Source organism: Kribbella jiaozuonensis (assembly GCF_005233875.1).
Taxonomy (GTDB): domain Bacteria; phylum Actinomycetota; class Actinomycetes; order Propionibacteriales; family Kribbellaceae; genus Kribbella; species Kribbella jiaozuonensis.
Window position 1 is genome coordinate 2,023,172 of record NZ_SZPZ01000001.1, and the last position, 25,764, is coordinate 2,048,935.

Here is a 25,764-nt window from a genome sequence, read left to right on the forward strand (position 1 = left end):
GAGATCTGCTTACTGCGCGCCAACTCCTGAGTGGCCAGCCCGTCCGAAGGCAGTGGCAATCGGCGGAGGTCAAGTTGGAGGAGGCTGCTTGGGGCCTTCTCAAAGAGGCTGTGGGGGAGTCAAGTCGGCATGAGTTCCTCCAGGTGGCTCAGATGGCCATGCAAATCGGCGATACGACCATTCCGCTAGGCGAAGTGCAGGATCAGTTAAGCGACGCTGTTGTCGACGATTTGTCAAAGGAGGCAGGTACTGTCACTCTCAAGTTGAGGGCTTACAGCGGCTCTAGCCCGGCTGAGATGCGGCCGGCCGTTCTTGCCCCGCCGCGGATCGAAGCGCACGTAGTCATTCCCGAAGCGACGTTCAATGAGATGCTTGAGGATCTAGATGCTCCTCGTCGCCCCAGCAAGCTCCGCGAGTTGATGTGAGCGCGGAAATCGTGCCGTTGAACGGCGCTCATGATGTGACGCAACTCAATTGCGGTGTTCCGGAGTTTGACGAGTGGCTCAAGAAGACGGCAAGGACCTCTGAGGAACGCGATCTCGCGAGGACCTACGTTATCGCAGATGAGAATGACGTAGTCATCGCTTGCCGCGCCCTGGTTGCTTCGAGCATGGAATCCAGTGCCCTGACCTCGAACAATCGGCATGGGCTGCCGAGGTTTATCCCTGCGATACTTCTCGGGCGACTGGCGGTTGATCTTGAACACAAAGGCCTTAGGAGTGCCTTCCTAGGGCATGCCTGCCGCACCGCAGTCGAGGTGAGCGGGCAAGTTGGAGCACGATATCTGTTTGCTGATGCTATGAATGAGGCAGCAAGAAGCTGGTACCTGAAGAAGGAAATGAAGGCTGTGAACGATAGTAATGTCTGCTACGCTCGCATCAAGGATCTTAGAGCCGAAGTCTAGCGGGACGAGCTCTCTTTGCCGCCTTTGCGTGAAGGTGTCTTTTTACCTCTAGATCGGCCGTTCCAGGATTCTTCATGCCACGAGGCAGATCTTTCGCGCACTTCTCCGCCGGATGTGAACCCGTAGAAGATGGTTGCGCGGATCTCCTTGATCCTCGTTCCGGGAGGTTCAGGCTTCGATTCGAATTTGAAGTCTATATTCTCGCCTCGGTGTAGCTGGTGTGGGAGCTTTTCTTCGCGTGATTCCAGATCGATCTCGCAGCTTGTCGTAATGGTCATGGTTTTACTGTCTTCGACAGGCTTTCCGATCGCGTCGATTCGACACCCGTGGATATAGACCGTAGATTCCATGCATTCTACTTTGACACCGTCAAGTTCCATGAGCGGCTGCAAGAAATCTGAAGTAATGGGGTCTTTCGCCTTCAACCCGGAGGCCTCTGCCTTGTCAAGAAGTTCCTTGAGGGCGCTGCCGAGGAAAACGAGGTTCGGAGTCACTGCGAAATCGATGTTGATCGCGGCCTCTGTTGCGGCGACCGAGGCTTGCGATGCCTCCGCCGCCGTCTGTGAATGCTTAGCGGCAGTTCGGGCAGCATCAGCCATTACCTTGGTGAGCCACGCGAGCCAGGCCGTGATGGCGGCCAGCAGGACGGTGCTCGCTAGCGTGATCAGCGGACCCCAGGTTTGGACCCACCCCGTCACGTTCTGTGTGACTTGCGTAGTCGATGAGCCTGCTCCGGACAGTGTCAAGCTGGGTCTCCCGGTGTCGTTGGCGTTGACCTCGACCCCACGTGATCAAGGCGATCAAGGCACCGTAGCGGCCTTTGAGGCTGCGCGGCAGCGTCTCGGAGTTGAGTGACTAGCTGAGTGACAACGGAGTCGCACCCGGCCGGACGGCTGCGGACGCTGACGGACGGCGGGTACGCTCCAGTTTGCGGAGCCGCGGAGGTTCAGTGTGAATGGCATGGATGAGGTCAGCGGTTCGAATCCCCTAAGCTCCACTGCAAGAGTTAGCAGGTCAGGAGGCACTTTCACCCCCTCACCTGTTCTCGTTAGAGGGATCGTGGGAGCGAAAGTCCACTCCCACCAGCTTCGTCGCAACCTGCGCCGCCTCCTGCTGAGCCTTCTGGACGGTGTCCTCGATCACGGGCACCCACGTGAGCAGCTTGGCCCGCTCATCGTCGTCCAGGGCGAGCACTGAGGACAGGAAGCGCTCTTCCAACGCCTCCAAGATCTGCCGTTCCATCTCCGCAGTCACGTGGTCATACACGCGACCTTCCCTTCATCTTGTGCCCGAGCCAAGCTCGACGTGCAACCTCCACGATGCCGTCTCCGTCAACCAGGTGGCGTGAGTGTGTCGGCCTTAATGGAAGGTGAATCCCGGCAGGATCGCCGGGCGATGACGCTCCGAGGACGGATCGTCCGTATCGACTCCATCCCACGCCGGTCGCCAGAACCGCTGCCGGAAGTTCGAGCGATACCACGGCTTGCCCTGCAACGAGGTGAAGGCAAACGAGGTGCCGGAGGGTCTGGTCCGCCAAGAGCAGCTCGTACATCACCGCGATGGTCGGCGGCAGTTGAACCCAGCGCTCGCCAGCTGGGGACTTCGTCCGAGCGTTCCGCCTGATCCGTCGAGGTCGACGTGCTCAGACGGCTGTCGCCATCGCAACCTTGTCCGTGACGTCGGCCCCACTCTTCAGTAGCCGTCCGTCCACTTCCTTGAGCGGCTCGAATACGGCAACGGCCTTCTTGACCTGGCGTACTCTGCGAGGGTCTGGCCGGCCAACTCACCCCATCGACTACCGGTGTAGCCGTCCAGGGGGCCGAGCAATAGGCCCCGAGACCGAGGCATCAGTGCGCGCCTACCTCGAGTCCGTCAACCTCGCCCACCACATCCGCCACATCGAAGCACGCGATCCGGTTCACGTAGAGCGGATGAAGCTGAGCCCCTATCTGGTGTATCGAGCCGCCTCGATTCTGAGCGTTGCCGTGGACGAATGTGTCGTGATCGGCCACCAGGTCAGGCGACGCGGCCGCCGCTATCGCCGCCCGAGTCCGGAAGCATCGGCTATGCGAACAAGCCCGGCAAGGCCGCGGATCTGGCTGCGGCTGGCGCAGATGCAGTGGTCGAGGACATCGGCAGTGTGGCTGCAGTCCTTGGACTCTCTCGCTGAACCGGCTAAGTCATCTCCGCAAGGATCTCGTCAGTTCGAAGCTGGACGATCCGGGAAATTATCCTAAGCTAGACGCGTGCGTGATCCTTTTGGGCGATACCACGAAGAATCAGAGGAACCCGATCCATTCGGTCGGTTCCATGACTTGCCGGCACTCATCGCCGAGCAGGTGCCAATGCTGGATGGTGCGGTTCACGTCGCAATCAGGTCGCAAACTGCGCTGGTATCTCTGATTCTCGCTGACACCCCAACACATAAAGCGCCCAAATTGATATTCACGCAGGCCGTCAACGACCTGATTGACCTGCTTGCTGAAATCCAGTCTGGACGTGGCCGCGCTGCAATTCGCACCAGCCGGGCCTTGATCGAGCATGCCATAAATCTCCATACCGTCACGGTGGACCTGCAGCAGGCGCAGCGATATTTGGAACATCTTGATCTAGGAAAAGCTCTCATGTTAGAGCTTGAGATCGGAGCGGACCTCCTGGACCGCAGATCCAAAAGTCAATATAGACACTCGCTGAAACGAGTTGGACGCGGCGCGCGACAGCGTTTCGAGCAAGCCAGAGCCAACTGGGGAAGTGGCTTCAGTCGAGGATGGAGCAATCAATCTCTCGCGACGCGAGCAGCACGATATGATCTAGATCACCTGTATGAATACTACCGCCTTACATCCCTCGTGACTCACGGCAGCGCAGGCGGAATTCTCGGATCCATTCGGGATCATCATGAGGGAGAGATTTCGACCTACAGGACTGGACAATCGCTCGAACTTGCGCCGGTGGCATTGCATATCGGGATAGTCGCCTACATGGACGCTCTGACGGCGCTAGCTGGCCTGCGAGAAGACTTGGACGTCGAGGACTACATGCTGGGAGTGGGGGTTCTCGTCAACGTATGGCCGGAGTATTACAAAGCGTTGACTCGAATTGATTCTAAGATATGGCCAAAGAAGCCGGGTCTGCCACCGCAGGCCGTATTTGCGATATCTCGTTCTGGACGGCGGCGTTGGTATCTACATTTGCCATGGGCTTCCGTGCTTATGCCAGCTGAGCCACCAGATCTGGAGACTGGGCCGTTCGCGAGGTTGGAGGAGATCGTTAGAGAGGTCATGTCCGATCCGGACCGCTACTTCATCCCGGGAACGACTTGGTTTACCTTAGGATTCTTTGGCGTGCCACTGAAGCTCGCGGACAGCGGCTCGCCTGTTCCGGACACAGCTATCCTGTATCGACCTGAAGACCTTCCCGAGGGTTGGTCTTACAGACTTGCGTGAAACCCGCCAGGCAACGGGGCTGGCTGAGGCCGCCTGTCTGCCTGGGGACTGCACCAGCACGTTCCGTCGGAATGCACGGTCCTGACAAGTTTCTCTACGTCTTCGAGACGGGCCCCTCCAGGGCCCGAAAGCGCGCCGCCACCGCAGGGCGGGACGCCTGCCTCCCGCTCCGCTTCGCTGCGCTCCCGGCGCGTCCCTTGGCTTGACGCGCACGTGCCAAAGGGTGCCGAGTCGAAGACAGCACAACTCGCCATCAACGATCCGACACCCTGCCGGTGCGCCACACGCCGGAATGGCCGGCTACCGCCTCGCGGGTTGCCCGGGCCGCCATCCTGGCCGTGGGTTCCCGCATCGCCGCGCTAGCAATCATGGAAGGGACGGCCCGGCACGGCATGCGTCAAGGGCGCCTACGGCGTCCCTCCGGGATCTCCGACCCTTGACCCGCACCGCACCGCACCTAAGGTCGGCAGCTATCGGGGCGATGCGGGAGGACTGCCCGTGCGCTTGACGCGTAACCGTCAAGCGGCAGAATTAGGTAGATGGCTTCGAGTCGTCCCCTACAATGAATCTTGCGCGTTCAAACAATTCGTCGAAGGTGATGATCTCGATATCGATCATTGAGCGGCGGTATAGCTCGAAACTCATCGACTTCTCCGGGTTGATGTCTCCGTTTACGACGAACTCGTCTAATTTGCCGATGATAAGGATCTGCTTAGGTTTGACGGTCGACACCTCGAACCCTAGGGGAGTGCCATCTGAGTCGTACGCTCGACGCAACTGGTCTCCAATTCCTCTAACCGCCTTCTCGGCTGTCTTCTGAAGTTGAGCTACGCCACCACTGAGCTCTTTTGAGGGCCGGAATACATCGGGAGGCCGGTAAGCCTCGTTATACAACAAGGCTGCGGCAGGAGTCTTGATTTCGGCGAACATTAGGCTGCTGATATATCCCTTGGATCGCAGGACAGCGTCACTTCGCTTGCCTGCTCCTCCGAAGATATTTGCCCCAGTCGTTATCTGTTCGAGCTTCTGATCGCTAAATGACTCGCTGGAGATCAAGCTCAGGCCATACCCGAAGATCCATTGGTTGGCCTCGAAGAAGTGCTGCCAGATGCCCTCTTCGCCGATGCTCCGGATCGAATGCTCATTCCGGTACTGTTCCGTGTAGCCCTCATCAAACAGCAGTTGCTTGAAAACTTCGAGTGCGCCCTTGCGATTCGCAAGAACGGCAATATCCTCCTCCGTGAGCGAGCCACCTATAGCTGTGCGAACAGCCTCGACGATCGTGGCTTTATCCTCACCTTCCAGGCTGCGGGCGAGAGATAAACTGTCGCCGTGAATGACTCGGAATTCATCTTCAGGTAGAACGACTCCGCTGAAGCTCTCTAAGAATCGGATGACTTTCCAAAAGTTCTCGTGGCAGCCGTCAGTGTCCACGTTCGCTTTGACTCTTTTGGTCTCATTTGTTGCTTGCACCTCCTCTTCGAGGATCTTTCTCCCTGGGCGAGTTTTGTCTTTTTTCCACAGGCGGATCCGGGGCGTGTAAGTATCGCCCTTCTTTATCAGTTTAACCTGACACAGTGTCGCAACCTGCGGCCCGTCCTGAAGGAGGAAGTCTCTTACTAGACTATGAGACTCCTCGTCATAGAAGTAATGGAATCCGGTGTTGTTGCCGCTGTCTCGGATTGCAAGCTGTGAGAAATCGCCATTCTCAACGTCAAACTCGCCGTCGGAATACAGAGATGAAAAGTCGATCAAAACGCCCCCTCTGCGATCGTGATTCGGCGGATGCGCTGTCCACTGGCCCCCCAGATCTGCATGCCCGCCGTCACCCAACGTTACAGCGTTGGCCACTTGTCGACAACGATCCGCAACTGTGGGTAGTCCAGGCTGGCGAGGCCACCAACCCCAAACCTGGCCGGAAGTCATCGCGAGCGGCGGGAGGGGAGTTGTCGGCGGGCCACCGGACCGCCGGTCGCCATGGGAGGATTTTGGGAACCAACCATGCGTAACAACGGTATTGATGCAGGTCCAACTCGCAACAACCAGAAGCGCGAGAACGCCTTGCAGGTAAGAGGATGAGTGCAATCCCGTGTAGGTCGCCAACGCGACCCCCGCCAATGGCATGGAAGAGGTCAGGGGTTCGAATCCCCCAGGCTCCACCGAGAGACATTGCAGGCCAGGAGGAACTTCGCCTCCTGGCTTGTTTTCGTTTGAGGCCCCAGTGGGAGAGCTCTGGGAGAACCGCTCGCCTCCACCAACTTGGCTGCCAGGTTTGAGCCTCCTGCTGAGCCCTCTCGATGGTGTCGCAGAGGTGCGACACATCTCCGCCAACTGATGCGCGACAGGCTGCGCGTCTGGCGACCGACTGACGGAGTCGGCCCAACGCAGGGAGCAGCGGATGCTGGAGCGCGTCATGAACCAGCTGGGCAGTGCCGCCTTGGTCACGGGCGGTGCCGCAACGTGGTCAGTGCGCTTCCAGCTCGAAGAATAGGAAGCAGATGAATGAGCGACCGTCTGCGTTGGGGAGCAGTTCCGCGGGGGTGTTGGCCGCGGGTGGCGGCTCGGTGACCGTCTTGATGCCGAACCCCGCGTCGATGAAGGTGTTGATGACGTCCTGCAGGGGGCGGTGCCAGTAGGTCATCCATACGGTTCCTTCGCCGAAGTCGTAGTCCTCGGAGTACTGGGTGAGGGCGAAGTAGTCGGCCTCGGGGTAAACGACCGCGTAGACCGTGGGATGGATGATCGAGACGATGAGCCGGCCGCCTGGTTTGAGCACACGCCGCAGCTCGGCCAGTGCCGAGGCCCAGTCCTTGACGAGTGCAAGGACAGTGACGCGACGACGCTGTCGAATGCGTCGTCGGGATAGGGAAGGGGCGCACCAAGGTCGGCGACTTTCAGGTCCGCGTCCTCGCCCAGCCTTTCGCGGGCGAGTTCGATCATGGCGGGGCTCAGGTCGAAGCCGGACACCGACGCATCCTTGCCGCGCAGAGCTTCCATCAGGGGGCCTGAACCGCAGCCGGCGTCGAGAATCGCCAGGCCCGCGACGTCGCCGGCGAGGCGGATCATCTCCGGACGCGCGTAGTAAGCGTTGAAGAGGTTGTTCTCGTTGCTGGCCGAGTATGCGGCGGCGAAGCCGTCGTAGTCAGCGACTGGGGCAGCGGACTTGCTCACCGAATCGGGCATGACAGGTTTCTACTACGCCGGGAGGGCATGTGCGCGCCGACTATGCACTCGATCCAGTCGGCGGCACTCTCATTTGCCGCGATACGCCCTTCCGACTTTCGCAGATCACCTGGCGGACAGGGTCGCGCATCAGTCGACGGAGGACTGTCGCGGGAAGGCGAACATCAACGATCCGACTCGCAACAACCAGCGACGCGAGAACGCCCTGCAAAATAAGGCAATGAGAGCTGGCCCGCGTGGGTCACCTACGCTGCTCCGCCCATGCCCTGGACGAGAGCAGGCTCGAGTCCCCTCAGCTCCACCTGCGGTGACTATGGAGTTGCGAGCACGTTGCTGATGGCGTGACGGGCGGAGGTTGCGAGGGCTGGGTTGGTGTCCTTGAGGTGGTGCAGGACGGTTAGGGCCTGGGAGAGGACGCGGCCGCGGCCGCGGAGCCAGGTTGGGGGGTCTGTGTTCAGGGTGGTGCGGAATTCGGGGTGGACGGTGGCGGGTAGTAGGTACCAGATGGGGAAGAGGTCGCAGGCTGGGTCGCCGAGGCCGGAGGTTTCGAAGTCTAGGACTGCGGTTAGGCGGCCCTTCGGGGAGACGAGTAGGTTGCTTGGGGTGAGGTCTGAGTGGACCCAGACCTCGCGGCCGTCGTAGGGGGCCGCGAGGGATTCCTCCCACGATGCAAGGGCTGCGCGGGTGTCGATCAGGTCGGCCAGGTCGTCGATTGCCTTCCGTGTCGGGGAGTCCAGTGAGGCCATCGGGGCTCGGGTGCGGCGTTCGCCTGGGTAGGCCGGTGGGCGGTCCGGGAGGTTGATTTGGCGGAAGGCGTCGATGAAGGCCGCGAGGTCCGTTGCCAGGCCGCGTGGATCGACCAGCGTGGAGGGGGAGGGGTGGGCACCGGGGAGCCAGCGGTGGATGGACCACTCGCCGGGGTACGCCTTGGTGGGTGTGCCGATCGCCTCGACGGAAGGGATGGCCACGGGGAGGAACGGCGCTAGTGCCGCGAGTTTTGCCTGCTCTCGTTGGACTATGCCGGCGGTCGAGGGGCGGAGCGGTAGGCGTACGGACAGGTCGGGGCCGAGGCGGTAGATCGCGTTCACCAGTCCGCCGGAGTCGATCGGCTCCAGTGGCAACGCGGCCCATTGTGGGAACTGTGCAGCTACCAGCTCGCGGACGAGCGGGGTGCCGATGTCGGCCTGGTCGGCGTACACCTTGCGGGGGCTCACAAGGCCATCGGATCGATCGGAGCCGTCTGCCGTCAACCGAGTATCTAGATCCCATAGCGGCGCAATCACCCACGCCGGACGATGACTCGGGGCGCTGGGGCTCCGACGATGGGTTCCTGACGAGTGTCGCCCGGCGCGCGTGACGCGACTTTGGGAGTCGTGATCGGACAGGACATGACGGAGCGACGCGAGGTGTACGAAACGCTCGATCTGGCGTTGCGGATCGGCGAGGTGCTCCTGTCGTCGGGGGCCGGGGCGGCTGATGTCACGGTCGCCATGCTGGCGGTGACACGGGCCTGCGGGGTGAGTCACGTGACCGCGGACGTGACGTTCGTGAACCTGACCCTCCGCCACCAACCGACGCGTGACGAGCCCGCCGCGATCCAGGTACGCCGGGTGACCCGGCGCCCGGTCGACTATGCGCACCTGATCGAGGTCGACGAAACGCTGACCAGCCTCGTTGCCGGCGACATCAGCAGGGCCGAGGCTCGTGATCAGGTCGCCCGGATCGTGTCCACCGGTCATCACCGACGCCGATGGGCGGTGACCTTCGGTTGGGGCGTGATGGGAATCGGAATCGCGCTCACCCTGGGCGGCGGCCCGCTCGTTTGCCTGCTCGCGTTCCTGGCGGCCTGTGCGATCGACGGGACCCAGTTGCTCCTGCCCCTGCACCGCATCCCGGCGTTCTACCAGCAGGCGGCCGGGGGCTTCGTCGCCACGCTCGTAGCGGTGATCGCCTCGGCAACAGAGCTCGAGGTGGACCCGTCTCGCGTCGTCACAGCGGGGATCGTCATGCTCCTGGCCGGGGTCGGCATCATGGGTGCCACCCAGGACGCCTTGACCGGCTTCCCGGTGACGGCCAGCGCCCGGTTGATCGATGCCGTGCTGAACACGGCCGGCATCATCGCCGGCGTGGGTGCCGGGCTCACCGTCGGCGACCTGCTCGGGGTGGGCCTGACCACCTTCACGCCGGGCGCGGCCGGGCCCGCGGAGGTCGGGGTCACGGTGCTCGGCGCCGCCCTGGCCGCCGCGGCTTTCGCGTTCGCGTCGTACTCCCCGCGGCGGTCCCTGATAGCGGTGGCCCTGGTCGCGGCGCTCGGGCAGGGGTTCTGCTGGCTGTCGACAGGTCCGAGGTCGGCCGGACTTGGGGGTCGGCGGTCGCTGCCGTCACCATCGGTGCGGTCTGCTACCTCGTTGCCGGGCGTTTCCGGGTCCCGGCGCTCGGCGTCGTGGTTCCCGCGATCGTGCCGCTCCTGCCGGGACTCGACATCTACCGGGGGCTCGCTCTCTTCGCGGAAGGCAAGGACGGCGCCCTCGAGTTGGCCTCCGCGCTCGCCACGGCGCTGGCGCTCGCGTCCGGTGTGATCCTCGGTCAGTACCTCGCGCAACCGGTCAAGCGTGAGGCGCATCGATTGGAGACCCGGCTCGCCGGCCCACACATGGTCGGCCCGTTGCGACGCCGCGCCGGCAAGGACACCTAGCCCGGGCAAAGGTCGAGCGGGCAGGCCACCTAGCCCGGGCAGAGGTCGAACGGTCAGGCCACCTGACGGCGTACCCAATGGTTGCTGACGATGACGCCGGCAGCGATCGCCAACGCGACGGTCGGGACCTGGAGGGCGAAGTCCGACAGGTTCTGCAGTCCGGTGACGATGTCCCCGCCGAGGAGGGCGGTGGCGCCGCGTACGCCGACCCCGCCCACGGTCAGGACGAAGAACCCGCCCAGCAACAGGATGAGGCGCGGGGGTCGTTGCGGGTAGGCGCCGACAAGGTTGCCGCAGGCACCGAGCACGGTACCGGCCACGAGCGTGCCGATGACCGCGCCGGCGAGACGGGTCACTCCCTGCTGGACGAGGAACGTGCCGATCACGCCGGGCACCAACCAGACGAGCGCTCCGGGTTCGGCGTTGAACGCGAGCACCAGGCCCACGGAGAACACCACCCACCCGGCCAGGACGACGACGAAGGAGAGCTCCGGCGGGGGCAGTGTCTCGGCGAGAGCGGATCCGTTGCCGGTGGCACCGGTTGCCGCGACGATGCCGATCACGATCAGCCCGAGGGTGAGGAACCCGGACACGAGGCGCACCGCGCCGGCGGTGAGGCGGCCACCCAGGAGTTCCTCGGCGGCCGCCGACAGAGTGTCGCCGGGGACCACGATAAACAGCGCCGGCAGCACCATGAGCGTGACGCCCGTGGTCTCGGCGAGGCCCGACATCACCGTGAGAGCGAGCGTGGTGACGATGAAGGCGCCGAAGAACGGGACCAGCCCCTCGAGGGGACGCCCGGCGGTGAGGACGACGAGCGCGCCAATGACCAACCCAAGGATGGCGGCCGCACCCGCCTCGCCCCAGGTCGCCACCACGCTCGGGGCGAACCCCGCCGCGAACAGCGCGACCCCGAGGATCCGCACCCACGCGGGCCAACGGGGCTTCGACTGTGCAATCGCGTCGAGACGGCGGCACGCCTCGTCGGGGTCGATCGGCTGTCGCTGCAGCTGGACGAGAAAGCGCTTGATGGCGGCGACCTGGTCGAGCCGGAAGATGCCGGGCGCCGCCCTCACCACCGCTGCCTGCCTGACCTCCCTGGACGACCGCTCCGTAAGCAGGATCTGCTCGGGAAGGACCACCAGGTCGACATGCAGGCCGTACGCCGAGGCCGCCTTGGTGACCGAATCCTCGAGCGTCTCGACACCCTCGGCACTGGACTCCAGGGCGAGCCTGGCGACGCGGACCACGACGTCGAAGCGGGTCACGTCGCGCCGACGTCTCAGCTGTTCAGGGAGGCGTAGTGCTGGAGGAACAGTGCCTCGGTCAGGGCCATGCCCTCGATCTCGGTCGGGTCCACGCTCTCGTTGGGGGCGTGGATGAGGGCCAAGGGCTCTTCGACCCCCATCAGGATGAGCTCGGCGTCGGGGTACGTCTCCTCGAACACATTGCACAAGGGAATCGAGCCGCCCTGCCCGAGACTCGCCATCGGCCGGCCGTAGGCCTCCTGCATCGCCGTAGCCATCGCCCGGTACGCCGGACCGTCGGTGGACGCCTCGAACGGAGCACCGGTCGCCTCGACCTCGACCGTGACATGCACGCCCCACGGAGCGGCAGCCTTCAGGTGCTCGATGAGGGCACGCTGGGCGACGTCGGGCGACAGGCCCGGCGGGATGCGCAGGTTCAGCCGTGCCGAGGTCTTCGGGACCACGGCGGCAGCCGAGCCGACCACCGGCGGGCAGTCGATGCCGAGGATGGTCACCGCCGGCCGAGCCCAAAGCATGTCGGACACGCTGCCGTCCCCGAGCAATGAGACTCCGTCGAGGACCCCGGCGTCCGAGGTGAACTGCTCGGTCGGGTACGGCGCACCAGACCAGGTACGGGTGTTGTCCAGCCCGGTGATCGTCGTGTTCCCCTTCGCGTCCCGCAGCGAGGACAGCATCGCCACCAGGGCGGCGAGGGCATCGGGGGCGGGGCCGCCGAACATCCCGGAATGGATCTCCGATGTGAGGGCCTCGACGGTGACGACGACGTTGACCATGCCGCGGAGACTCACGGTGGCCGCCGGACGCCCGACCGCGGCGTTGCCCGTATCGCAGACGAGGATCGCATCGGCACGGAGAAGATCCGCGTTCTCCGGGACGAACGCCTCGAGGCCGCCGGTGCCCTGCTCCTCGGAACCCTCGACCACCAGCCTCAGGTCGACCGGGACTTCATCGCCGAGTGCGCGCAGAGCCGCCAGGTGCATGACGATATTGCCCTTGCAGTCGGCGGCCCCGCGGCCGTACCAGCGTCCGTCGACCTCGGTCAGCTCGAACGGGGGCGTGCGCCAGGCGGCGTCGTCGAGCGGAGGCTGTACGTCGTAATGGGCGTAGAGCAGCACCGTGGGAGCCGCCGTACCGGAGCTTTTCCGGGATCCGACGACTGCCATGCTGCCGTCCGCGGTCTCTTCGAGATGGGCGTCGGTGAAACCGATGTCGGCGAACTTCTCCAGCACCCATTGCGCAGTGCGCTCGCACTCGGCGGCGGGGTACTGGCGGGGGTCGGCCACCGATCGCAGTGCAACGAGCTCGGCGAGTTCGTCGCGCGCCACCGGCATCAGGTTCGCGATGCGCTGCCGCAGGTCCGCCATCTCAGTCGCCCACCACGTCGTCGGTCTTGAGATCCTCGACGAACTTCTGGAAGTCCTTCAGCTCGTTGGGACAGTAGATCTGGATGATCAGGAGCTGGCCCTTGAGCGCCCGGCTGTCGACGATGACCGGCCTGGCCCCCGGGCCCGCAGCGCCGTTGGCGAGTTGGGTGAACAGCACGGCCCGGCCCAGCGCGTTGTTCGGGTCCTCGCAGGTCGCGCCTCCGTCGCTCCCGAGCACACGCACGATCTGGTCCTTGTCCGGAGTACGGGACCCGGTGGCGGCCAGTGCGGCGATCAGCTGGTCGGCCTTCTGGTCGGCCTCGTTGCTCTCCTTCCGGGAGTGGAAGGTGAGCAGCCCGATGATCAGCAGGACGGCGAGGATGACGCAGGCAGTGATGTAGATCCAGGACCGTTCGCGTCCGGACTGGGTCTCGACAGGTGTGCTCATTCCGGAGTCACCCCCTGCGGCTCAGGCTGCTTCCAGGAAGGCTTGCGGAGCCGGTAGAACAGGAAGGGCACCAGCAGGCCGAGACCGAGGGCGCCGCCGCCGACGATCAAGAGGTACACGGCGGTGTTGCCGGACTCGAACTGCGACGGCGGGATGAACCCGACCAGCAGGGCCGCCAGCGAGGCCGCGAACCCGACGCCGCACAGCCCGACCAGCATCGGCGCCCGGTAGCCACGGGGGTGGTCCGGATCCTTGCGACGCAGTTGGACCGCGGCCACGAACATCAGCAGGTACATGATCAGATAGACCTGCGTGGTGATCACCGAGAAGATCCAGTACGCGCTCGACACATCGGGGATGAACGCGTACGCGAGGCCGATCAGGGTGGTGAGCAGGCCTTGGACGACGAGGATGTTCTGCTGTACGCCGTTCTTGTTGAGTCGCTGCAGGAACGGCGGGAGGTAGCCCTCCTGGCGGGAGATCAGCAGCAGGCCCCTGGAAGGTCCGGCCAGCCAGGTCAGCATGCCGGCGAGGGACGCGGTGACCAGCATGATCCCGACGATCGGCGTCAGCCATTGCCAACCGAAGTTCGCGAAGACCGCGTCGAAGGCCTGCATGACGCCGGCCGTGAGCGAGAGCTCCTTGGCGGGCACGATCCAGCTGATCGCCAACGCGGGGAGGATGAAGATCGCGAGCACCAGACCCATGGCCAGGAAGATCGCCTTCGGGAATTCCTTGGCCGGCTTCTTCAGGGACGACACGTGCACCGCGTTCATCTCCATGCCGGAGTAGGACAGGAAGTTGTTGACGATCAGCACGAGGCTCGAAAGCCCTGCCCAGGCAGGGAGAATGTTGTCCGACGTCATCGGTGCGGCCGATTGGTTGCCCTGGCCAAGGAAGACGATGCCGAGGGTCACCAGGACGACGCCCGGGACCAACGTCCCGATGATCAGACCGCCGCTGGCCAGGCCGGCGACGCCCTTGGTGCCGCGCGAGGAGACCCAGACGCCGGACCAGTAGACGACGATGATGACCGCCGCGGTCCACGCCCCGCTGCTGGCCAGCTCGGGATTGAACACGTACGCGAGGGTGCTCGCGACGAACCCGAGGAGACTCGGGTAGTAGAAGATCGTCATCGCGAACTGGCACCAGACGGCCAGGAAGCCGGCCGGTTTCGAGATGCCTTGCGAGACCCAGTTGTAGATCCCGCCGTTCCAGCCCGATGCCAACTCCGCGGAAACGAGCGAGGTCGGCAGCAGGAACACGACGGCCGGGAGCAGGTACAAGAAGACGCAGGCGAGTCCGTAGACCGCCATCGTCGGCGCCGCCCTGAGGCTGGCCACCGAACTCGTCGTCATCATCGCCAGCGCCACCCAAGAGATCCACTGGGTCTTGGCGCGTGTGCGTCCGGCGGCAACGGCCTCGGTGTGGTCGGCCGGTACTTCCGCTGCGCTCATCAGATTCCTCGAGGTAAAGCTCGTCCATCCATGAGAGAGCCTCCGCAGTAGGCCCCAGAAAGTGGGCCACCGGTGACAGTCTGGAACCGGCCTGGCTGCCCGATCTTCATCCTCGGCGGATGAGCTGCCGGGTCGACCTGCGCCTGATGCGCCGGACCTACTCGACGATGCGGAGGTCGCGCTCGGTGTTGTTGAGCCGACGACCGCCGTCCCCGGTAACCGTCACGATGTCCTCGATCCGGACCCCGAAATCCCCGGCCAGGTAGATGCCCGGCTCAACGGAGAAGCACATCCCGGGGACGAGTTGTTGCTCCTCACCCTCGATCATGTACGGCGGTTCGTGGGTCGTCGTACCGATGCCGTGGCCGGTGCGATGAATGAAGCGCTCGCCGTAGCCCGCGTCCGTGATCACCTTGCGGGCCGCGCGATCGATCTCCTGACAGGCAACGCCCGGCCGGACCGCCTTGACGCCGGCCTGCTGAGCCAAACGGACGATCTCGTGCACCTCACGGACCACGGCGGACGGCTCGCCGACACAGACGGTACGGCTGGTGTCCGAGCCATAGCCGTACATCAGTCCGCCGAAGTCGAGGACAACCACGTCGCCGACCTCGATGGTGCGGTCACCGGCCTCATGGTGCGGATTGGCGCCGTTGGGGCCCGAGCCGACCACGGTGAAGTCGACCTGCTCGTGCCCGAACTCCCGCAGCAGCCGGGCCAGATCGGCCGCGACGTCGGTCTCCTTCCGGCCGGCGAACCGGACTCCGACGATCTGCTCGTACGTCGCATCCGCGGCCGCGCCTGCTGCGTCCAGCCGGGCGAGCTCGTCGGCGTCCTTGACCGCCCGGAGCATCGGCAGGCTCTGCGTCAGCGATCGATAGGAAGATCCGGGCAGCGTCTCCTGCAGGCCGAGCAGGTGCATCGCCCAGGCCGAGTCCGCGATGCCCATCGTCGCGGTCGCGCGAAGGTAGCTGCCGGCCTTCGCGAACGGGTCGTCCCCGTCGGCCCAGTCCACGATCGTGAGGCTCGGCGCACCGACGGCCGCTTCTGCGTCCGGCCGCTCCAGGGTCGGCACCAGCAGCGTCGGGTCCTTGCCCGGGGCAAGGATGAGCATCGTCAGCCGCTCGGTGATGGCGGTGGGTTGGTATCCGGTGAGCCAGACCAGGTCGGGCCCGGGGGTGATCAGCAGCCCGTCCAGTCCCGCGCGCTCGGCGTCGCCCACGACGCGTCGCATCCGGGCCGAGTAGTCCTCGGTCGTGAAGGGTGCCGGCGGTGTCGGCTGGGTCGTGGTCATCGATTCCTCCCGGGGACGTACGCGTTCAGGTTCGCTCGGGCGCGGCTCGGCCGGCGGTTGCCGAGGTTGGCAGGGTGTGGGTGTGTGCGGCCGCTGCCGAGGCGGCGTCGTACAACGTCCCGGTCGCCGCGCGGTGCCGGCCGATCACGAACGCCATCAGGACGCCGAGGAAGCTGAAGATCGCCATCATCCAGGAGGCCGCGGCCAGGCCCGAGGCGAGAGCATCACCCTTCGGCGCACCGTCGGCGGTGTGGTTGCCGATCACCGTGCCGTAGATGGTGGCGGCCAGAGCGGTCGCCACCGCGGCGCCGACGTACCGGGCCATGTTGGAGACACCGGAGGCCCCGCCGACCTGGTTCTCCGGCACCGACGCTGTCGCCGCCGACGATGCGGGACCGTTGGACAATCCCATGCCCACCGCGATGGCAACCAGCGGCAGCAGGAACGCGGCGTACTTCCATGAAGCGTCGACGAACCCCACGATGACGAATCCGATGGTGGTGAGGGCGAACCCGACGCCGATCGTCTGCCGTCCGCCGAACTTCTTCGCCAAACGGGGTACGAAGGGCGCCACGACGACGAGACCGATGGTCGCAGGCAACGTCGCCAGACCGGCCTGGAGCGAGCTGAAGTCGAGGGTGGAGGGATCCTGGAAATAGAGGCTGAGCAGGTACATCAGCCCGTTGATCGTGCCCGCGCCGATCAGGATCGCGATGGTCGAGCCCACCAGGACTCGGTTGCGTAGCAGTGAGAGGTCCAGCAGCGGTACGGCGACCCGTCCCTCGACGGCGATGAACGCGTACCCCGCCGCGATCGAGATCGCGAAGCAACCCAAGGTGGCGAAGGAGATCCATCCCCAGTCCCCGCTCTTGGTGACCCCGAGGATCAGCGGAGTCAGCGTCAGCGCGACGAGCACGGTGCCCGCGTAATCGATCGTTCTCGGTCGATCCGGATCCCTCGACTCGCTCACGGTCGCCGCGGTCAGCACCATGCAGAGCACGGCCACACCGGCGTCGATCCAGAACAGCCCTTGCCATCCGCTGAGCTCGACGAGCACGCCGCCCACCAACGGACCAGCGGCCGCGCCGACGGCCGCGGCCGCGCCCCACAGCGAAACCGCCCGCAGTTGCGCGGCATCCTTGTTGGCGACCGTGAGCAGGCTCAGGCCGCACGCGAGAATGGTCGCCCCGGCCGCGCCCTGGATGACGCGTCCGGCGATCACCAGCCCGCCGGACCCGGCGAGCGCGATCATCACGCACGACACCACGAACAACAGCAGGCCCAATTGGAACACCCGCTTGCGGCCGAAGACGTCACCCAGCGAGCCCGAGGTGACGATCACCGCGGCACCGACCAGCGAATAGCCGGTCACCGCCCACTGCAGCGTCTGGACCGAAGTACCGGTGTCCTCCGAGATCGCGGGAAGGAGAATGCTGACCGCCGAGGTGTTCGCATTCACCACGAGCGTCGAGATGCACGTGGCCGCGAGTACCCCACGCGCTCGGCTCCTGACCTCTACGGCGTCGCTCATGGGCTTCCTCCCGTCACCGGCCAGAGTCCGAACCAACGGTAGGGCGGCCACCCCGCAGCAGCCCTCATCCGCTACGGACGAGCCTGACCCGCTCGCTGCGGGCAGAGGTTGTCGGATCCGGAACGTACTGTTCGTTGAACAGGTGAAGGGTGGCCAATCTCGGGAGGCGATGTGAAGCTGCTTTTGACATCCGGAGGCGTCACGAACGAGAGCATTCGTGAGGCGCTGGTCGAGTTGCTGGGCAAGCCGATCTCCGAGTCCCGTGCGCTCTGTATCCCCACGGCGCAGTGGGGCCACCCGATGCTGGGACCTGCCTCGGTGCGAGGCGTCATCGCCGGCGAGCCTCCGTTCCACATGTTGACCAGCCTGGGCTGGGCGTCCTTGGGCGTGCTGGAACTGACCGCGCTGCCCAGCATCGGCGAGGAGCGGTGGGTGCCGTGGGTGCGAGAGGCCGACGCGCTCCTGGTAGACGGCGGCGACGCGACGTACCTCTATCACTGGATGCGGGAGTCGGGGCTGTCGGACGTCATCTCGTCGCTGCCCGAGACGGTCTGGGTGGGGCTCAGTGCCGGCAGCATGGTGATGACACCGCGAATCGGTGACGGCTTCGTCAAGTGGCCTGCTGCACCGGACGACCGCACGCTCGGGGTTGTCGACTTCTCGATCTACCCGCACCTGGACCACGAGCTCATGCCGAGCAACACGATGGCCGACGCGGAGAAGTGGGCTGCCGAGATCGCCGGTCCGGCGTACGCCATCGACGATCAGACCGCCATCAAGGTGACCGATGGCACCGTCGAGGTCATCTCCGAGGGGCACTGGAAGGCCTTCCCGGCCTAATCGCCGATCGGCGGGTTGCGCGGTCAGATTCATCCCCGTGGGGTGACGTTCTTGCGTTTGTCCGGGGTGACGATGGGTGCGGCAAGTACAGCGCAGGAAGCGTGCTCGGTTTGATTGACGGCAAGGAGTGCACGATGACCGCCTTTACGGTGTGGAAGTTCGACAGTCCGGGTGGAGCCGAGGGCGCTGCTTCGATCCTGAAGGGCTGTGAGGCAGACGGGCTGGTGAAGGTCCTCGACCACGCGGTCGTCTCGTGGCCCGAGGGTGACTCGCATCCGACCACCAAGCAGAGCCACGAGGAAACCTGGCGCGGGACCGGGTGGGGTGCGTTGTGGGGAGTCCTCCTCGGCGCCCTCTTCTTCGTGCCCGTGATCGGTGGCGTGGCCGGGGCCGCGATCGGCGCGATCAGCAAGGTCACACAGGACTCCGGGATCACCAAGGAGCAGCTGCACAAGATCCGTACCGAGGTCACCCCCGGAACCTCGGCCCTCTTCGCGGTCACCGAGAACGGCAACCTCGACCGGGTCGGTGAACGCTTCCACGGCATGCACAGCAAGCTCATCGACACGAACCTGACCGAAGGCGAACGTGAAATCCTGCTGGAGACCTTCGGCGGCAAATAGCACCTAGCCGCCCGCCGGCGGCCAGTGATGGTTGCGCCACTCTTTCCAGGTCGCGAATCCGGCGGGCGGGTCGTCGATAGGTTCGGTGCCGTTGAGTTCGCCTGGCGTCGGGATCTCGATGCTGGCGGCCCACTCGGCGAGTTCCTCGTCGGACATGGGCCAGGTCGTATGTGGTGCTTCGGCCTGGCGTTGGTCGAGACGTTTGCGCTGCTCGGCTGCGGGGAGTTCGAAGTACCGCAGCTCTGCCGTTGCGCCCAGATCTGCTGCGGCCTGCCGTAAAGCGGAGCGCTCGTCGCGGCTCCAGAGGCCGTAGTCGATCACGACGTTGTTGCCGAGCTCAAGAGCGCGCAGCCCGATCTCGATCAGCCGTCCTTCGATCACCCGTTGGGCTGAGTCCGGGTTGTCGTGCCCGTAGAGAGCCTTCACCCATTCGTCCTTGGTCAGACGAAGTGCGCCGTGCTCGATCTCTATCCGCCGCGCGGCCGTGGTCTTCCCGGTACAAGGGAGTCCCACGGTCAGGAACAGCGTCGGTTGTCTGGTCATCACCGCCCATCCAAGCAGCACGTGGAGCAGCATGTAGTTATGGCGGCAAGGGATTTGGTGTTCGGGGTGGGCGACCGGGTGCGGACCTGGGGGCGGTTCGTGGCCAGGGCGGATGGTGATTGGTTGGATTTGGCGCGCGTGCATTACGGGACCCCGAGAGCACCGGATTGGAAGTCACATCGGTCGGTTCGGTTGATCGGGGCGGATGCCGACGCGATCGCCGCCGGCTCGGCCGCGGACCCCGGGCTGGGCTACCTCTCGGTGGTTGGGGTCTGGGGCGACGAGAGCATCGAGGTCGAGGAGTTGTCGGCGGAGCTCCCGCCTCGGGAGACGCGGGCAGTCTGGCGGGAGCCACCGTGCCCGCCGCCGCCCGGTGGCTGGCGGCATGGCGTGGTCGAGCTGGACGCCGACGTCCACGACCGCGGACCGTCCGGACCGATCATCCACATCACGATCTTCCGTCCCTCCGCAGATCAGGAGGTCCTGGTCGTCGCTGCCACCGACGTGGACGCGGTGATCCGGCAACTGTCGCCGAAATTGCCCGGACAGTTGTGCGTAGTGCCCAGCCGGTTCACCCGCGCCCAGATCGACGAGGTGTACGACGTACTGCACGCCCGTTGGCGAGACTGGCGCCTGGAGACCTTCGGCACCGGCTCGGACGACCAAGCTCAGCCGTACATCCCGGCGACGATGTTTCGGGTCACCGCTGACCTGGCTGAATGGGTCGACGCCTTGCCCGAGGGACTGGTCCGTCTCGAGCCGACGCTGGTCCCGGCGTCAGTGCCGTACATCAGGATTCGATGATCAGCCGCGCGATGAGGCCGTCGCGGAGCGTGAAGCGGAAGTGCAGGTCCGCGACGCCGCCCGGAAAGTTGCCCTCCAGGCGATGCAGGACATCGAAGTGGTCCTGGTCGCAGCGATAGGCAGCGGTGACTTTGCTTGTATAGGTGTACTCGGTGGCTGCACGGGCCAGCCAGGTGCGGATCTCCGCCGGTCCGTGGTACTCGCGGCCGTCGTCGATCACAACGGCATCGGTGGTGTACTGCGCGATCGCGGTATCGAGGTCACGCGACTGGTGCGCGGTCAGGTAGGTGGTGATCAGGTCGGGGAGCTCATCCGGCGTGATCTTGGTCGCTTGGGTCCAATCGAACTGTTCCATGCCGTCCAAGCTGGGCTCTCTCGCCGGGAGAGGGTCAAGTCGTGGACTCTCTCCCGGCGGGAGGGTGCACAGTGGGGGCATGCACGCTGGGCTGACCATCGGAGAGTTCGCGACCCTCACCCACCTGAGCGTGCGCACGCTGCGCCGCTACCACGAGTCCGGTCTGCTGGTGCCCGCGACCGTCGACGCCACGAGCGGCTACCGGTACTACGCTGCGGCGCAGATCCCGTCCGCACAGGTGATCCATCGGCTGCGGCAGCTCGACGTACCGCTGGCCGAGGTGAAACAGATCCTTGCCACGGACGATCCTCTGCTGCGCGCCGACCTGGTCGCGGCACACCTGCGGCGGCTGGAGGACACGCTCGACCGAACCCGCGCCGCCGTCGTGTCGCTGCGCACGCTGCTTCGCACCGACAACGACGAACTGCCGGTGAGCCTGCGCTCCGTACCGGCCCGCACGGTGGCCGCCATCCGCGGCACGGTCGGATTTGACGGCGTCCATCAGTGGTACGCAGCTGCCATGGCGGAGCTGGACGCCGCGTTCTCGCCCGACGAGCGCACCGGACCGCCCGCCGGCCGATACGCGAATGAACTGTTCACCCACGGATCGGGCGAGCTGACCGTGTTCCATCCCGTCCGCGAACCCCGGACGAGCGGGCGGATCGAGGTTGTCGAACTCCCGGCGGTCGAGCTCGCCATCGCCGTACACGCCGGACCACACGACGACATCGACGTCACCTACGGCCGCCTGGGCAGCTGGGCAACCACCCACACCATGACCGTGGCCGGCCCGGTCCACGAAACCTACTTGGTCGGCCCCCGCGACACCAACGAGTCCGCCCAATGGCGCACCGAAATCGGCTGGCCAATCTTCCGCCTGACTCCCGGCTGATCGGTGGGCAGCACGCCGATAGCAGGCATGTACGCCTCAGTCGCCTACCTGCGGGCGGCCTTGCCCCAAACCTGGCACTCGACGAGAACGTTGGTCATGGGTGTTGGAGGAGTTGCTCGCGCTGGGAGATGCGGGTGGTGGCCGGCAGTTGCCACATGGTGTAGGCGGCGGCCATCAGTTGTGCGGCTCGACCGGCTGACACGCGGCCGTACCCGGTGCCGAATCCCGGTGAGGCGATCTTCGTGATGGTGGGATGGTTGCCGACGGCCAACAATGCGGCCCAGAAGGCGTCGTGTACGGCGATGTCCAGCCCGCCGGTCAGAGGCATCGGCACGCGCATGGTAGGTGCGTAGACGAGCCAGCAGCAGGGCTCGTCTCCTGTGGGGACCATGCTCGCTGACCCGACCGATTGGTAGCCGCGGTATTCGTCGGCGATCGCGGCCCACACCGAGCGCTGGATCTCGGGCCTCAGTACGGCGTCGACCTGTGGCAGCACGTCCAGCAACGAACCTTGGCGTACTTCGACGGCGCCGGTACGAATCTCCTCGGCGAAGACCTCGCACCAGGCCGAGACGAGATCGGCGTCGAGGTCGACGAGAAGCAGGCGAGGTGACATCGCGTCCGACGATACGACATGCCTCGTCGCGGGAGGCAGGTCGAGAGAGGGGCTACGAGACGTCTGGTCTGGTCATCAGGGGGTGTTGTAGGTGGAGGGTGAGGTCGGGGCCGGTGAGGGGGACTGTGTTCCAGGTTGTTGTGGCTGTGTTGGTGGTGATGGTGAGGCGTACTCGGTGGGGGGTGGTGATGACGTAGAGGTCGGCGGTGAAGGTGTTGTTTTGCCAGGCGGCGGAGGCTACGACGGGGCGGCCCAGGGGTGCGGATTCTTGCCAGTGGTTGTGGCCGGCTTTGACCGTCAGGGTGCCGAGTTGTAGGAGCCAGCCGTCGGGGGTGGGAGTGACGGTGATGGGGGTGCCGGCGGGGAGGGCGGAGGAGGGGGAGGGGGCGAGGGTTGCCTTGATGGAGGGGCCGGTTTTGCCTGCTACGGGTGGGAAGGACAGGTGGCGGAGGCGGTTGGCGAGGACGTCGTCGTACTCGGGGGTTGCTGGGGCGTCGTCGAGGAGGTGGTTCCAGAAGAGGCCGGGGCGAACGTCGGTGGGGCCGACGGACGCGGTGAGGGCGATGACGAGGTCGTGGGACGGGACGACTACGCAGTACTGACCGAAGGAGCCGTGGCCGTGGTAGCCGTGGCGGGAGATCCAGAACTGGTAGCCGTAGCCGGACTCGAAGTCGGGGTTCGGGAGCCAGTTGGGGAGGGGGAGGGTATCGATGTGGCGTTTGGTTGCCAGGCCTACCCATTCGCTCGGGACGAGTTGTTGGTCGCCCCAACGGCCTCCCCGGAGTAGCAGTTCGCCGAAGGCGGCGATGGCCTCGGTGGTGAGGTGAAGACCGTGGAAGCCGAAGGCGGCGCCGCTCGCTACCCGGTCCCACTCGGCGTGGTCGATGCCCATCGGCTTGAAGAGGCGCTCGTCGAGGAACTCGGGAAGCCCACAGCCGGTGACCCGTTCGATCATGCGCGCCAGGATGAACGTGGTCGCGTTGTCGTAGTCGTGCTGCGTCCCCTCGACGGCGACAAACGGTGCGCGCAGGAATCCCTTCACCAGGTCGTTCGGCTCCAGCTCCCACGCTTCCTCGAGGCTGTCCTTGCCGTGCCCGGCCGTCATCGAGAGCAGGTGGTGAACGGTGATGCGGCGGCCCTGCTCCGAAATGTCGTCCGGAACGTGGTCGGGCAGTACGTCGATCACCCGGTCGTCCAGCGACAGCAGCCCGTCGGCGATCACCAGACCAACGGCGATCGACGTGAACGACTTGGTCAGCGAATACAGCAGATGCGGGCGCTCAGCGGAGTACGGCGTCCACCAGCCTTCCGCGACGACGTGACCGCGGCGTACGACCATGATCGAGTGGCATTCGATCGACCGCGCTTCGAGCTCGTCCAGCAGCGCGAGGATCGAACTGGACGACATGCCCGCGGCGGCCGGCGTCGACCGCGGCAGCAGGAAGCGCTGGGAAACCATCTGGGCAGATTAACAAGGCGTACGGTCGTTCGATGGGGAGTTTCGAGGACGGGCTTTGGCCGCTGGTGGAGGGCTTCGTCGCGTCGCATGACGTGGCCGGCCTGGCTGTTGCGGTCGTGCGGGACGGCGAGGTTGTCTCGCGTGGGTTCGGTGTTCGGGACGTTGGCCGCGGTACGCCAGTCACGCCGGAGACGATGTTCCACCTGGCCTCCGTGTCGAAGCCGTTCGTCGCGACGGCGGTCGTCCACAAGCTCGACCTGGACGCGCCGATCACCGAATGGGTGCCCGAGTTAACGCTGGCCGACGGCCGGGCCGGGGAGGTGACGGCGCGGCGCCTGCTGAGCCACACGAGCGGTCTGCCCGACGTGTCGGAGTACGGCTGGCACGATCCGCAGCTCGGCGACGACGCGCTCAGCGAGTTCGCTCGCAGTCTGTCGGGTTGGCGGCTGCGGGACGATTCGGCGTTCTCCTACTCCAACGCCGGCTACGAGCTTCTCGGGTTGGCGCTGTCGAGGGCCACGGGCACGACGTTCGAGGATGCCGTACGGCGGGAAGTCCTCGCGCCGGCCGGGATGCGCAACAGCACCTTCCTCCGCGCCGACGTACCCGCGGAGCTGGCCGCGTCACCCCACGTGGGGATGCCGCTGATGGTGCCCGGCGACGCGTATCCGTACACCAGGCGGCACGCCCCCAGCTCGACCCTGCATTCCAACCTGGTCGAGCTCTCCCGCTGGATCACGAACGCACCAGAACTCGAGCTGATGTCGCAGCCCGTGGTGCAAGTCGGTCGTCCGCCGTGGGAGGAGGCGATGGGCCTCGGCTGGGCGCTCGGGACCTATCGCGGGCACAGGACCCTGAGCCACAGCGGACTCGATCCCGGCTTCGGGGCAAGGATCGTGCTGGTGCCGGACCGACGTACCGGCGTCGTCGTGCTGGCCAACTCCAACACCGTCCCCGCCTCGTCCATCGCGAAGGCGGCGCTCGACATCGCCCTCGTCGGCGAGCCGGGGGAGGGCGTGACGGAGCTGCGTACGTCGCAACGCCCGATCGCCGGCCCCGTCGCCGAGACGCTCGCATCCGAAGGGCCGGATGCGGCGAAAGCGACGTACGACCGGCTGACCGCCATCGAGCAACCCGAGGACGACGGGTTCGACGACGCCGTGTGGGGCGCGATCGAGCTACACCGCACAGACCTCGTCTGGCCCCTGCTCCGCCTGTGGACCGACCTGCGCCCGGACTCCTCCGCCGCCTGGACGATGACCGCCTGGGCCCACGAGGTGGACGGCGACCCCGACCTAGCCCGGACGGCCGCCCAACGCGCCCTTACCCTCGACCCCACGAACGACGAGGCCACCGACATCATCAGCAGACTCAGCGCTTCTTGGTGAAGGTTAGGTGGGTGGTGCCTGAGGAGGTGGTGACCGGCTCGATGTTGTAGGTGTCTTCGAGGGACTCCAGGCCGTCCCAGAGGCGTACGCCGCGGCCGAGGACGATCGGGACCACCGCGACATGCATGTAGTCGACGAGGCCCTCGGCAAGGAAGTCGCGGACCACCGTGGCGCCGCCGCCGATGCGGATGTCGGCGTCGCCGATGACTTCGCGCACCTGCGCGAGGGTCTCGGTCGGGGTGGCGTCGAGGAAATGGAACGTGGTGCCGCCTTCCATCTCGATCGACGGGCGGGGGCGGTGGGTCAACACGAACGTCGGCGTGTGGTACGGCGGATTCGGGCCCCACCAGCCCTTCCAGTCCGGGTCGTCCTGCCAGCCGGGCGGGCCGAACTTGCCGGCGCCCATGATCTCGGCGCCGATACCGGGGTTGTGCTGCGCCGCGAACGCGTTGTCGGCGCCGAGCGTCCCGCCGGCCAGCTGGTCTCCCGCGTGGAAGAACTGCGTGCCGATCAACCATTCGTGCAGCCGCTCCCCGGCGTGCCCGAACGGCGTCTCGAGCGCCTGACCCTCACCGGTGCCGAACCCGTCGAGTGAGATCGAGAAGTTGTGAACCCTGACCTGTGACATGAGATTGCTCCTCAGTTAGGTGAGAA

At 65.4% G+C, this 25,764-nt stretch carries 25 protein-coding genes and 2 pseudogenes; 10 read left to right on the top strand and 17 right to left on the bottom strand.

Annotated elements, in window-relative coordinates:
* Window positions 1-152: 152 nt before the first annotated feature.
* Together FDA38_RS09770 and FDA38_RS09775 are read left to right on the top strand one after the other, a co-directional pair.
* Window positions 153-425 (top strand): hypothetical protein, encoded by a 273-nt coding sequence (locus FDA38_RS09770; RefSeq protein ID WP_137253688.1) that lies wholly within the window; start codon window positions 153-155, stop codon window positions 423-425.
* Entirely contained in the window at window positions 422-904 is a 483-nt protein-coding gene (locus tag FDA38_RS09775) for a hypothetical protein (protein WP_137253689.1), read from the top strand. The genes FDA38_RS09770 and FDA38_RS09775 overlap by 4 nt, the downstream gene beginning before the upstream one ends.
* Here the strand turns inward: FDA38_RS09775 and FDA38_RS09780 are convergent.
* Both FDA38_RS09780 and FDA38_RS09785 read right to left on the bottom strand, forming a co-directional pair.
* A complete protein-coding gene (locus FDA38_RS09780) occupies window positions 901-1,650 on the bottom strand; it encodes a hypothetical protein (protein WP_137253690.1) in 750 nt (249 codons plus the stop codon). The two genes, FDA38_RS09775 and FDA38_RS09780, sit on opposite strands and share 4 nt — an antisense overlap.
* Before the next feature lie 289 nt (window positions 1,651-1,939).
* Entirely contained in the window at window positions 1,940-2,170 is a 231-nt protein-coding gene (locus FDA38_RS09785; RefSeq protein ID WP_137253691.1) for a hypothetical protein, read from the bottom strand.
* Window positions 2,171-3,150: 980 nt separating this feature from the next.
* On the opposite strand from FDA38_RS09785, the gene FDA38_RS09790 reads away from it, so the two are divergent.
* A complete protein-coding gene (locus FDA38_RS09790; RefSeq protein WP_137253692.1) occupies window positions 3,151-4,350 on the top strand; it encodes a DUF5677 domain-containing protein in 1,200 nt (399 codons plus the stop codon).
* Window positions 4,351-4,881: 531 nt separating this feature from the next.
* On the opposite strand, the gene FDA38_RS09795 is transcribed toward FDA38_RS09790, so the two are convergent.
* The 4 genes and pseudogenes from FDA38_RS09795 to FDA38_RS09805 all read right to left on the bottom strand — a co-directional run bounded on the left by FDA38_RS09795 (window position 4,882) and on the right by FDA38_RS09805 (window position 8,747).
* The gene (locus tag FDA38_RS09795; RefSeq protein ID WP_202877606.1) at window positions 4,882-6,201 is read right to left on the bottom strand and encodes a Shedu immune nuclease family protein; all 1,320 of its coding nucleotides are present in this window, start codon (window positions 6,199-6,201) and stop codon (window positions 4,882-4,884) included.
* 613 nt (window positions 6,202-6,814) lie between these two features.
* Complete coding sequence (locus FDA38_RS42960; RefSeq protein ID WP_233714617.1) at window positions 6,815-7,126, bottom strand: hypothetical protein; 312 nt, start codon at window positions 7,124-7,126, stop codon at window positions 6,815-6,817.
* A 30-nt stretch (window positions 7,127-7,156) separates the two neighbouring features.
* Window positions 7,157-7,533 (bottom strand): annotated as a pseudogene (locus FDA38_RS43625) (class I SAM-dependent methyltransferase); the annotation flags it as partial.
* A gap of 311 nt (window positions 7,534-7,844) precedes the next feature.
* Window positions 7,845-8,747, bottom strand: coding sequence for an aminoglycoside phosphotransferase family protein (locus tag FDA38_RS09805; protein ID WP_137253693.1), 903 nt, complete (start codon window positions 8,745-8,747; stop codon window positions 7,845-7,847).
* Between the two features lie 174 nt (window positions 8,748-8,921).
* Between FDA38_RS09805 and FDA38_RS43630 the strand changes: the two are divergent.
* Window positions 8,922-9,620 (top strand): annotated as a pseudogene (locus FDA38_RS43630) (threonine/serine exporter family protein); the annotation flags it as partial.
* A gap of 299 nt (window positions 9,621-9,919) precedes the next feature.
* On the top strand, window positions 9,920-10,228 hold the full coding sequence (locus FDA38_RS43635) for a threonine/serine exporter family protein (RefSeq protein WP_380090503.1): 309 nt from the start codon (window positions 9,920-9,922) through the stop codon (window positions 10,226-10,228).
* Window positions 10,229-10,281: 53 nt separating this feature from the next.
* Here the strand turns inward: FDA38_RS43635 and FDA38_RS09815 are convergent, their stop codons facing one another.
* The 6 genes from FDA38_RS09815 to FDA38_RS09840 form a co-directional block, all read right to left on the bottom strand.
* Complete coding sequence (locus FDA38_RS09815) at window positions 10,282-11,496, bottom strand: threonine/serine exporter family protein (RefSeq protein WP_170989650.1); 1,215 nt, start codon at window positions 11,494-11,496, stop codon at window positions 10,282-10,284.
* Window positions 11,497-11,510: 14 nt separating this feature from the next.
* The gene (locus FDA38_RS09820) at window positions 11,511-12,860 is read right to left on the bottom strand and encodes a dipeptidase (protein ID WP_137253696.1); all 1,350 of its coding nucleotides are present in this window, start codon (window positions 12,858-12,860) and stop codon (window positions 11,511-11,513) included.
* A gap of 1 nt (window position 12,861) precedes the next feature.
* On the bottom strand, window positions 12,862-13,308 hold the full coding sequence (locus FDA38_RS09825; protein WP_137253697.1) for a hypothetical protein: 447 nt from the start codon (window positions 13,306-13,308) through the stop codon (window positions 12,862-12,864).
* Entirely contained in the window at window positions 13,305-14,765 is a 1,461-nt protein-coding gene (locus tag FDA38_RS09830; protein WP_137253698.1) for an APC family permease, read from the bottom strand. Before FDA38_RS09830 ends, FDA38_RS09825 begins: the two co-directional genes overlap by 4 nt.
* A 157-nt stretch (window positions 14,766-14,922) precedes the next feature.
* Window positions 14,923-16,059, bottom strand: coding sequence for an aminopeptidase P family protein (locus tag FDA38_RS09835; RefSeq protein WP_137253699.1), 1,137 nt, complete (start codon window positions 16,057-16,059; stop codon window positions 14,923-14,925).
* Window positions 16,060-16,084: 25 nt separating this feature from the next.
* Window positions 16,085-17,590, bottom strand: coding sequence for an MFS transporter (locus FDA38_RS09840; protein ID WP_137253700.1), 1,506 nt, complete (start codon window positions 17,588-17,590; stop codon window positions 16,085-16,087).
* A 171-nt stretch (window positions 17,591-17,761) separates the two neighbouring features.
* On the opposite strand from FDA38_RS09840, the gene FDA38_RS09845 reads away from it, so the two are divergent.
* Together FDA38_RS09845 and FDA38_RS09850 are read left to right on the top strand one after the other, a co-directional pair.
* Window positions 17,762-18,430: a Type 1 glutamine amidotransferase-like domain-containing protein gene (locus FDA38_RS09845; RefSeq protein WP_137253701.1), complete on the top strand. Its 669-nt coding sequence runs from the start codon at window positions 17,762-17,764 to the stop codon at window positions 18,428-18,430.
* A 134-nt stretch (window positions 18,431-18,564) separates the two neighbouring features.
* Window positions 18,565-19,053, top strand: a complete 489-nt coding sequence (locus tag FDA38_RS09850) for a DUF1269 domain-containing protein (RefSeq protein WP_137253702.1) — start codon at window positions 18,565-18,567, stop codon at window positions 19,051-19,053.
* A 3-nt stretch (window positions 19,054-19,056) separates the two neighbouring features.
* Here FDA38_RS09850 and FDA38_RS09855 read toward each other — a convergent pair whose 3' ends face one another.
* The gene (locus FDA38_RS09855; protein ID WP_137253703.1) at window positions 19,057-19,596 is read right to left on the bottom strand and encodes an ATP-binding protein; all 540 of its coding nucleotides are present in this window, start codon (window positions 19,594-19,596) and stop codon (window positions 19,057-19,059) included.
* Between the two features lie 192 nt (window positions 19,597-19,788).
* Between FDA38_RS09855 and FDA38_RS09860 the strand changes: the two genes are divergently transcribed.
* A complete protein-coding gene (locus FDA38_RS09860) occupies window positions 19,789-20,400 on the top strand; it encodes a hypothetical protein (RefSeq protein ID WP_233714618.1) in 612 nt (203 codons plus the stop codon).
* Here FDA38_RS09860 and FDA38_RS09865 read toward each other — a convergent pair.
* Window positions 20,387-20,755, bottom strand: coding sequence for a nuclear transport factor 2 family protein (locus tag FDA38_RS09865; protein WP_137253705.1), 369 nt, complete (start codon window positions 20,753-20,755; stop codon window positions 20,387-20,389). The two genes, FDA38_RS09860 and FDA38_RS09865, sit on opposite strands and share 14 nt — an antisense overlap.
* Window positions 20,756-20,834: 79 nt before the next feature.
* On the opposite strand from FDA38_RS09865, the gene FDA38_RS09870 reads away from it, so the two are divergent.
* Entirely contained in the window at window positions 20,835-21,647 is an 813-nt protein-coding gene (locus FDA38_RS09870) for a MerR family transcriptional regulator (protein ID WP_137253706.1), read from the top strand.
* Window positions 21,648-21,741: 94 nt separating this feature from the next.
* Here FDA38_RS09870 and FDA38_RS09875 read toward each other — a convergent pair whose 3' ends face one another.
* Both FDA38_RS09875 and FDA38_RS09880 read right to left on the bottom strand, forming a co-directional pair.
* Complete coding sequence (locus FDA38_RS09875) at window positions 21,742-22,263, bottom strand: macro domain-containing protein (RefSeq protein ID WP_137253707.1); 522 nt, start codon at window positions 22,261-22,263, stop codon at window positions 21,742-21,744.
* 52 nt (window positions 22,264-22,315) lie between these two features.
* Window positions 22,316-23,722 carry a serine hydrolase domain-containing protein gene (locus FDA38_RS09880; protein ID WP_170989651.1) on the bottom strand — a complete coding sequence of 469 codons (1,407 nt, stop codon included), beginning with the start codon at window positions 23,720-23,722 and terminating at the stop codon, window positions 22,316-22,318.
* 32 nt (window positions 23,723-23,754) lie between these two features.
* Here FDA38_RS09880 and FDA38_RS09885 point away from each other — a divergent pair, with 32 nt between their 5' ends.
* Window positions 23,755-25,110 carry a serine hydrolase domain-containing protein gene (locus tag FDA38_RS09885; RefSeq protein WP_137253708.1) on the top strand — a complete coding sequence of 452 codons (1,356 nt, stop codon included), beginning with the start codon at window positions 23,755-23,757 and terminating at the stop codon, window positions 25,108-25,110.
* Here FDA38_RS09885 and FDA38_RS09890 read toward each other — a convergent pair.
* Window positions 25,094-25,738 (bottom strand): dihydrofolate reductase family protein, encoded by a 645-nt coding sequence (locus tag FDA38_RS09890; RefSeq protein WP_137253709.1) that lies wholly within the window; start codon window positions 25,736-25,738, stop codon window positions 25,094-25,096. The genes FDA38_RS09885 and FDA38_RS09890 overlap by 17 nt on opposite strands.
* Window positions 25,739-25,764 lie beyond the last annotated feature (26 nt).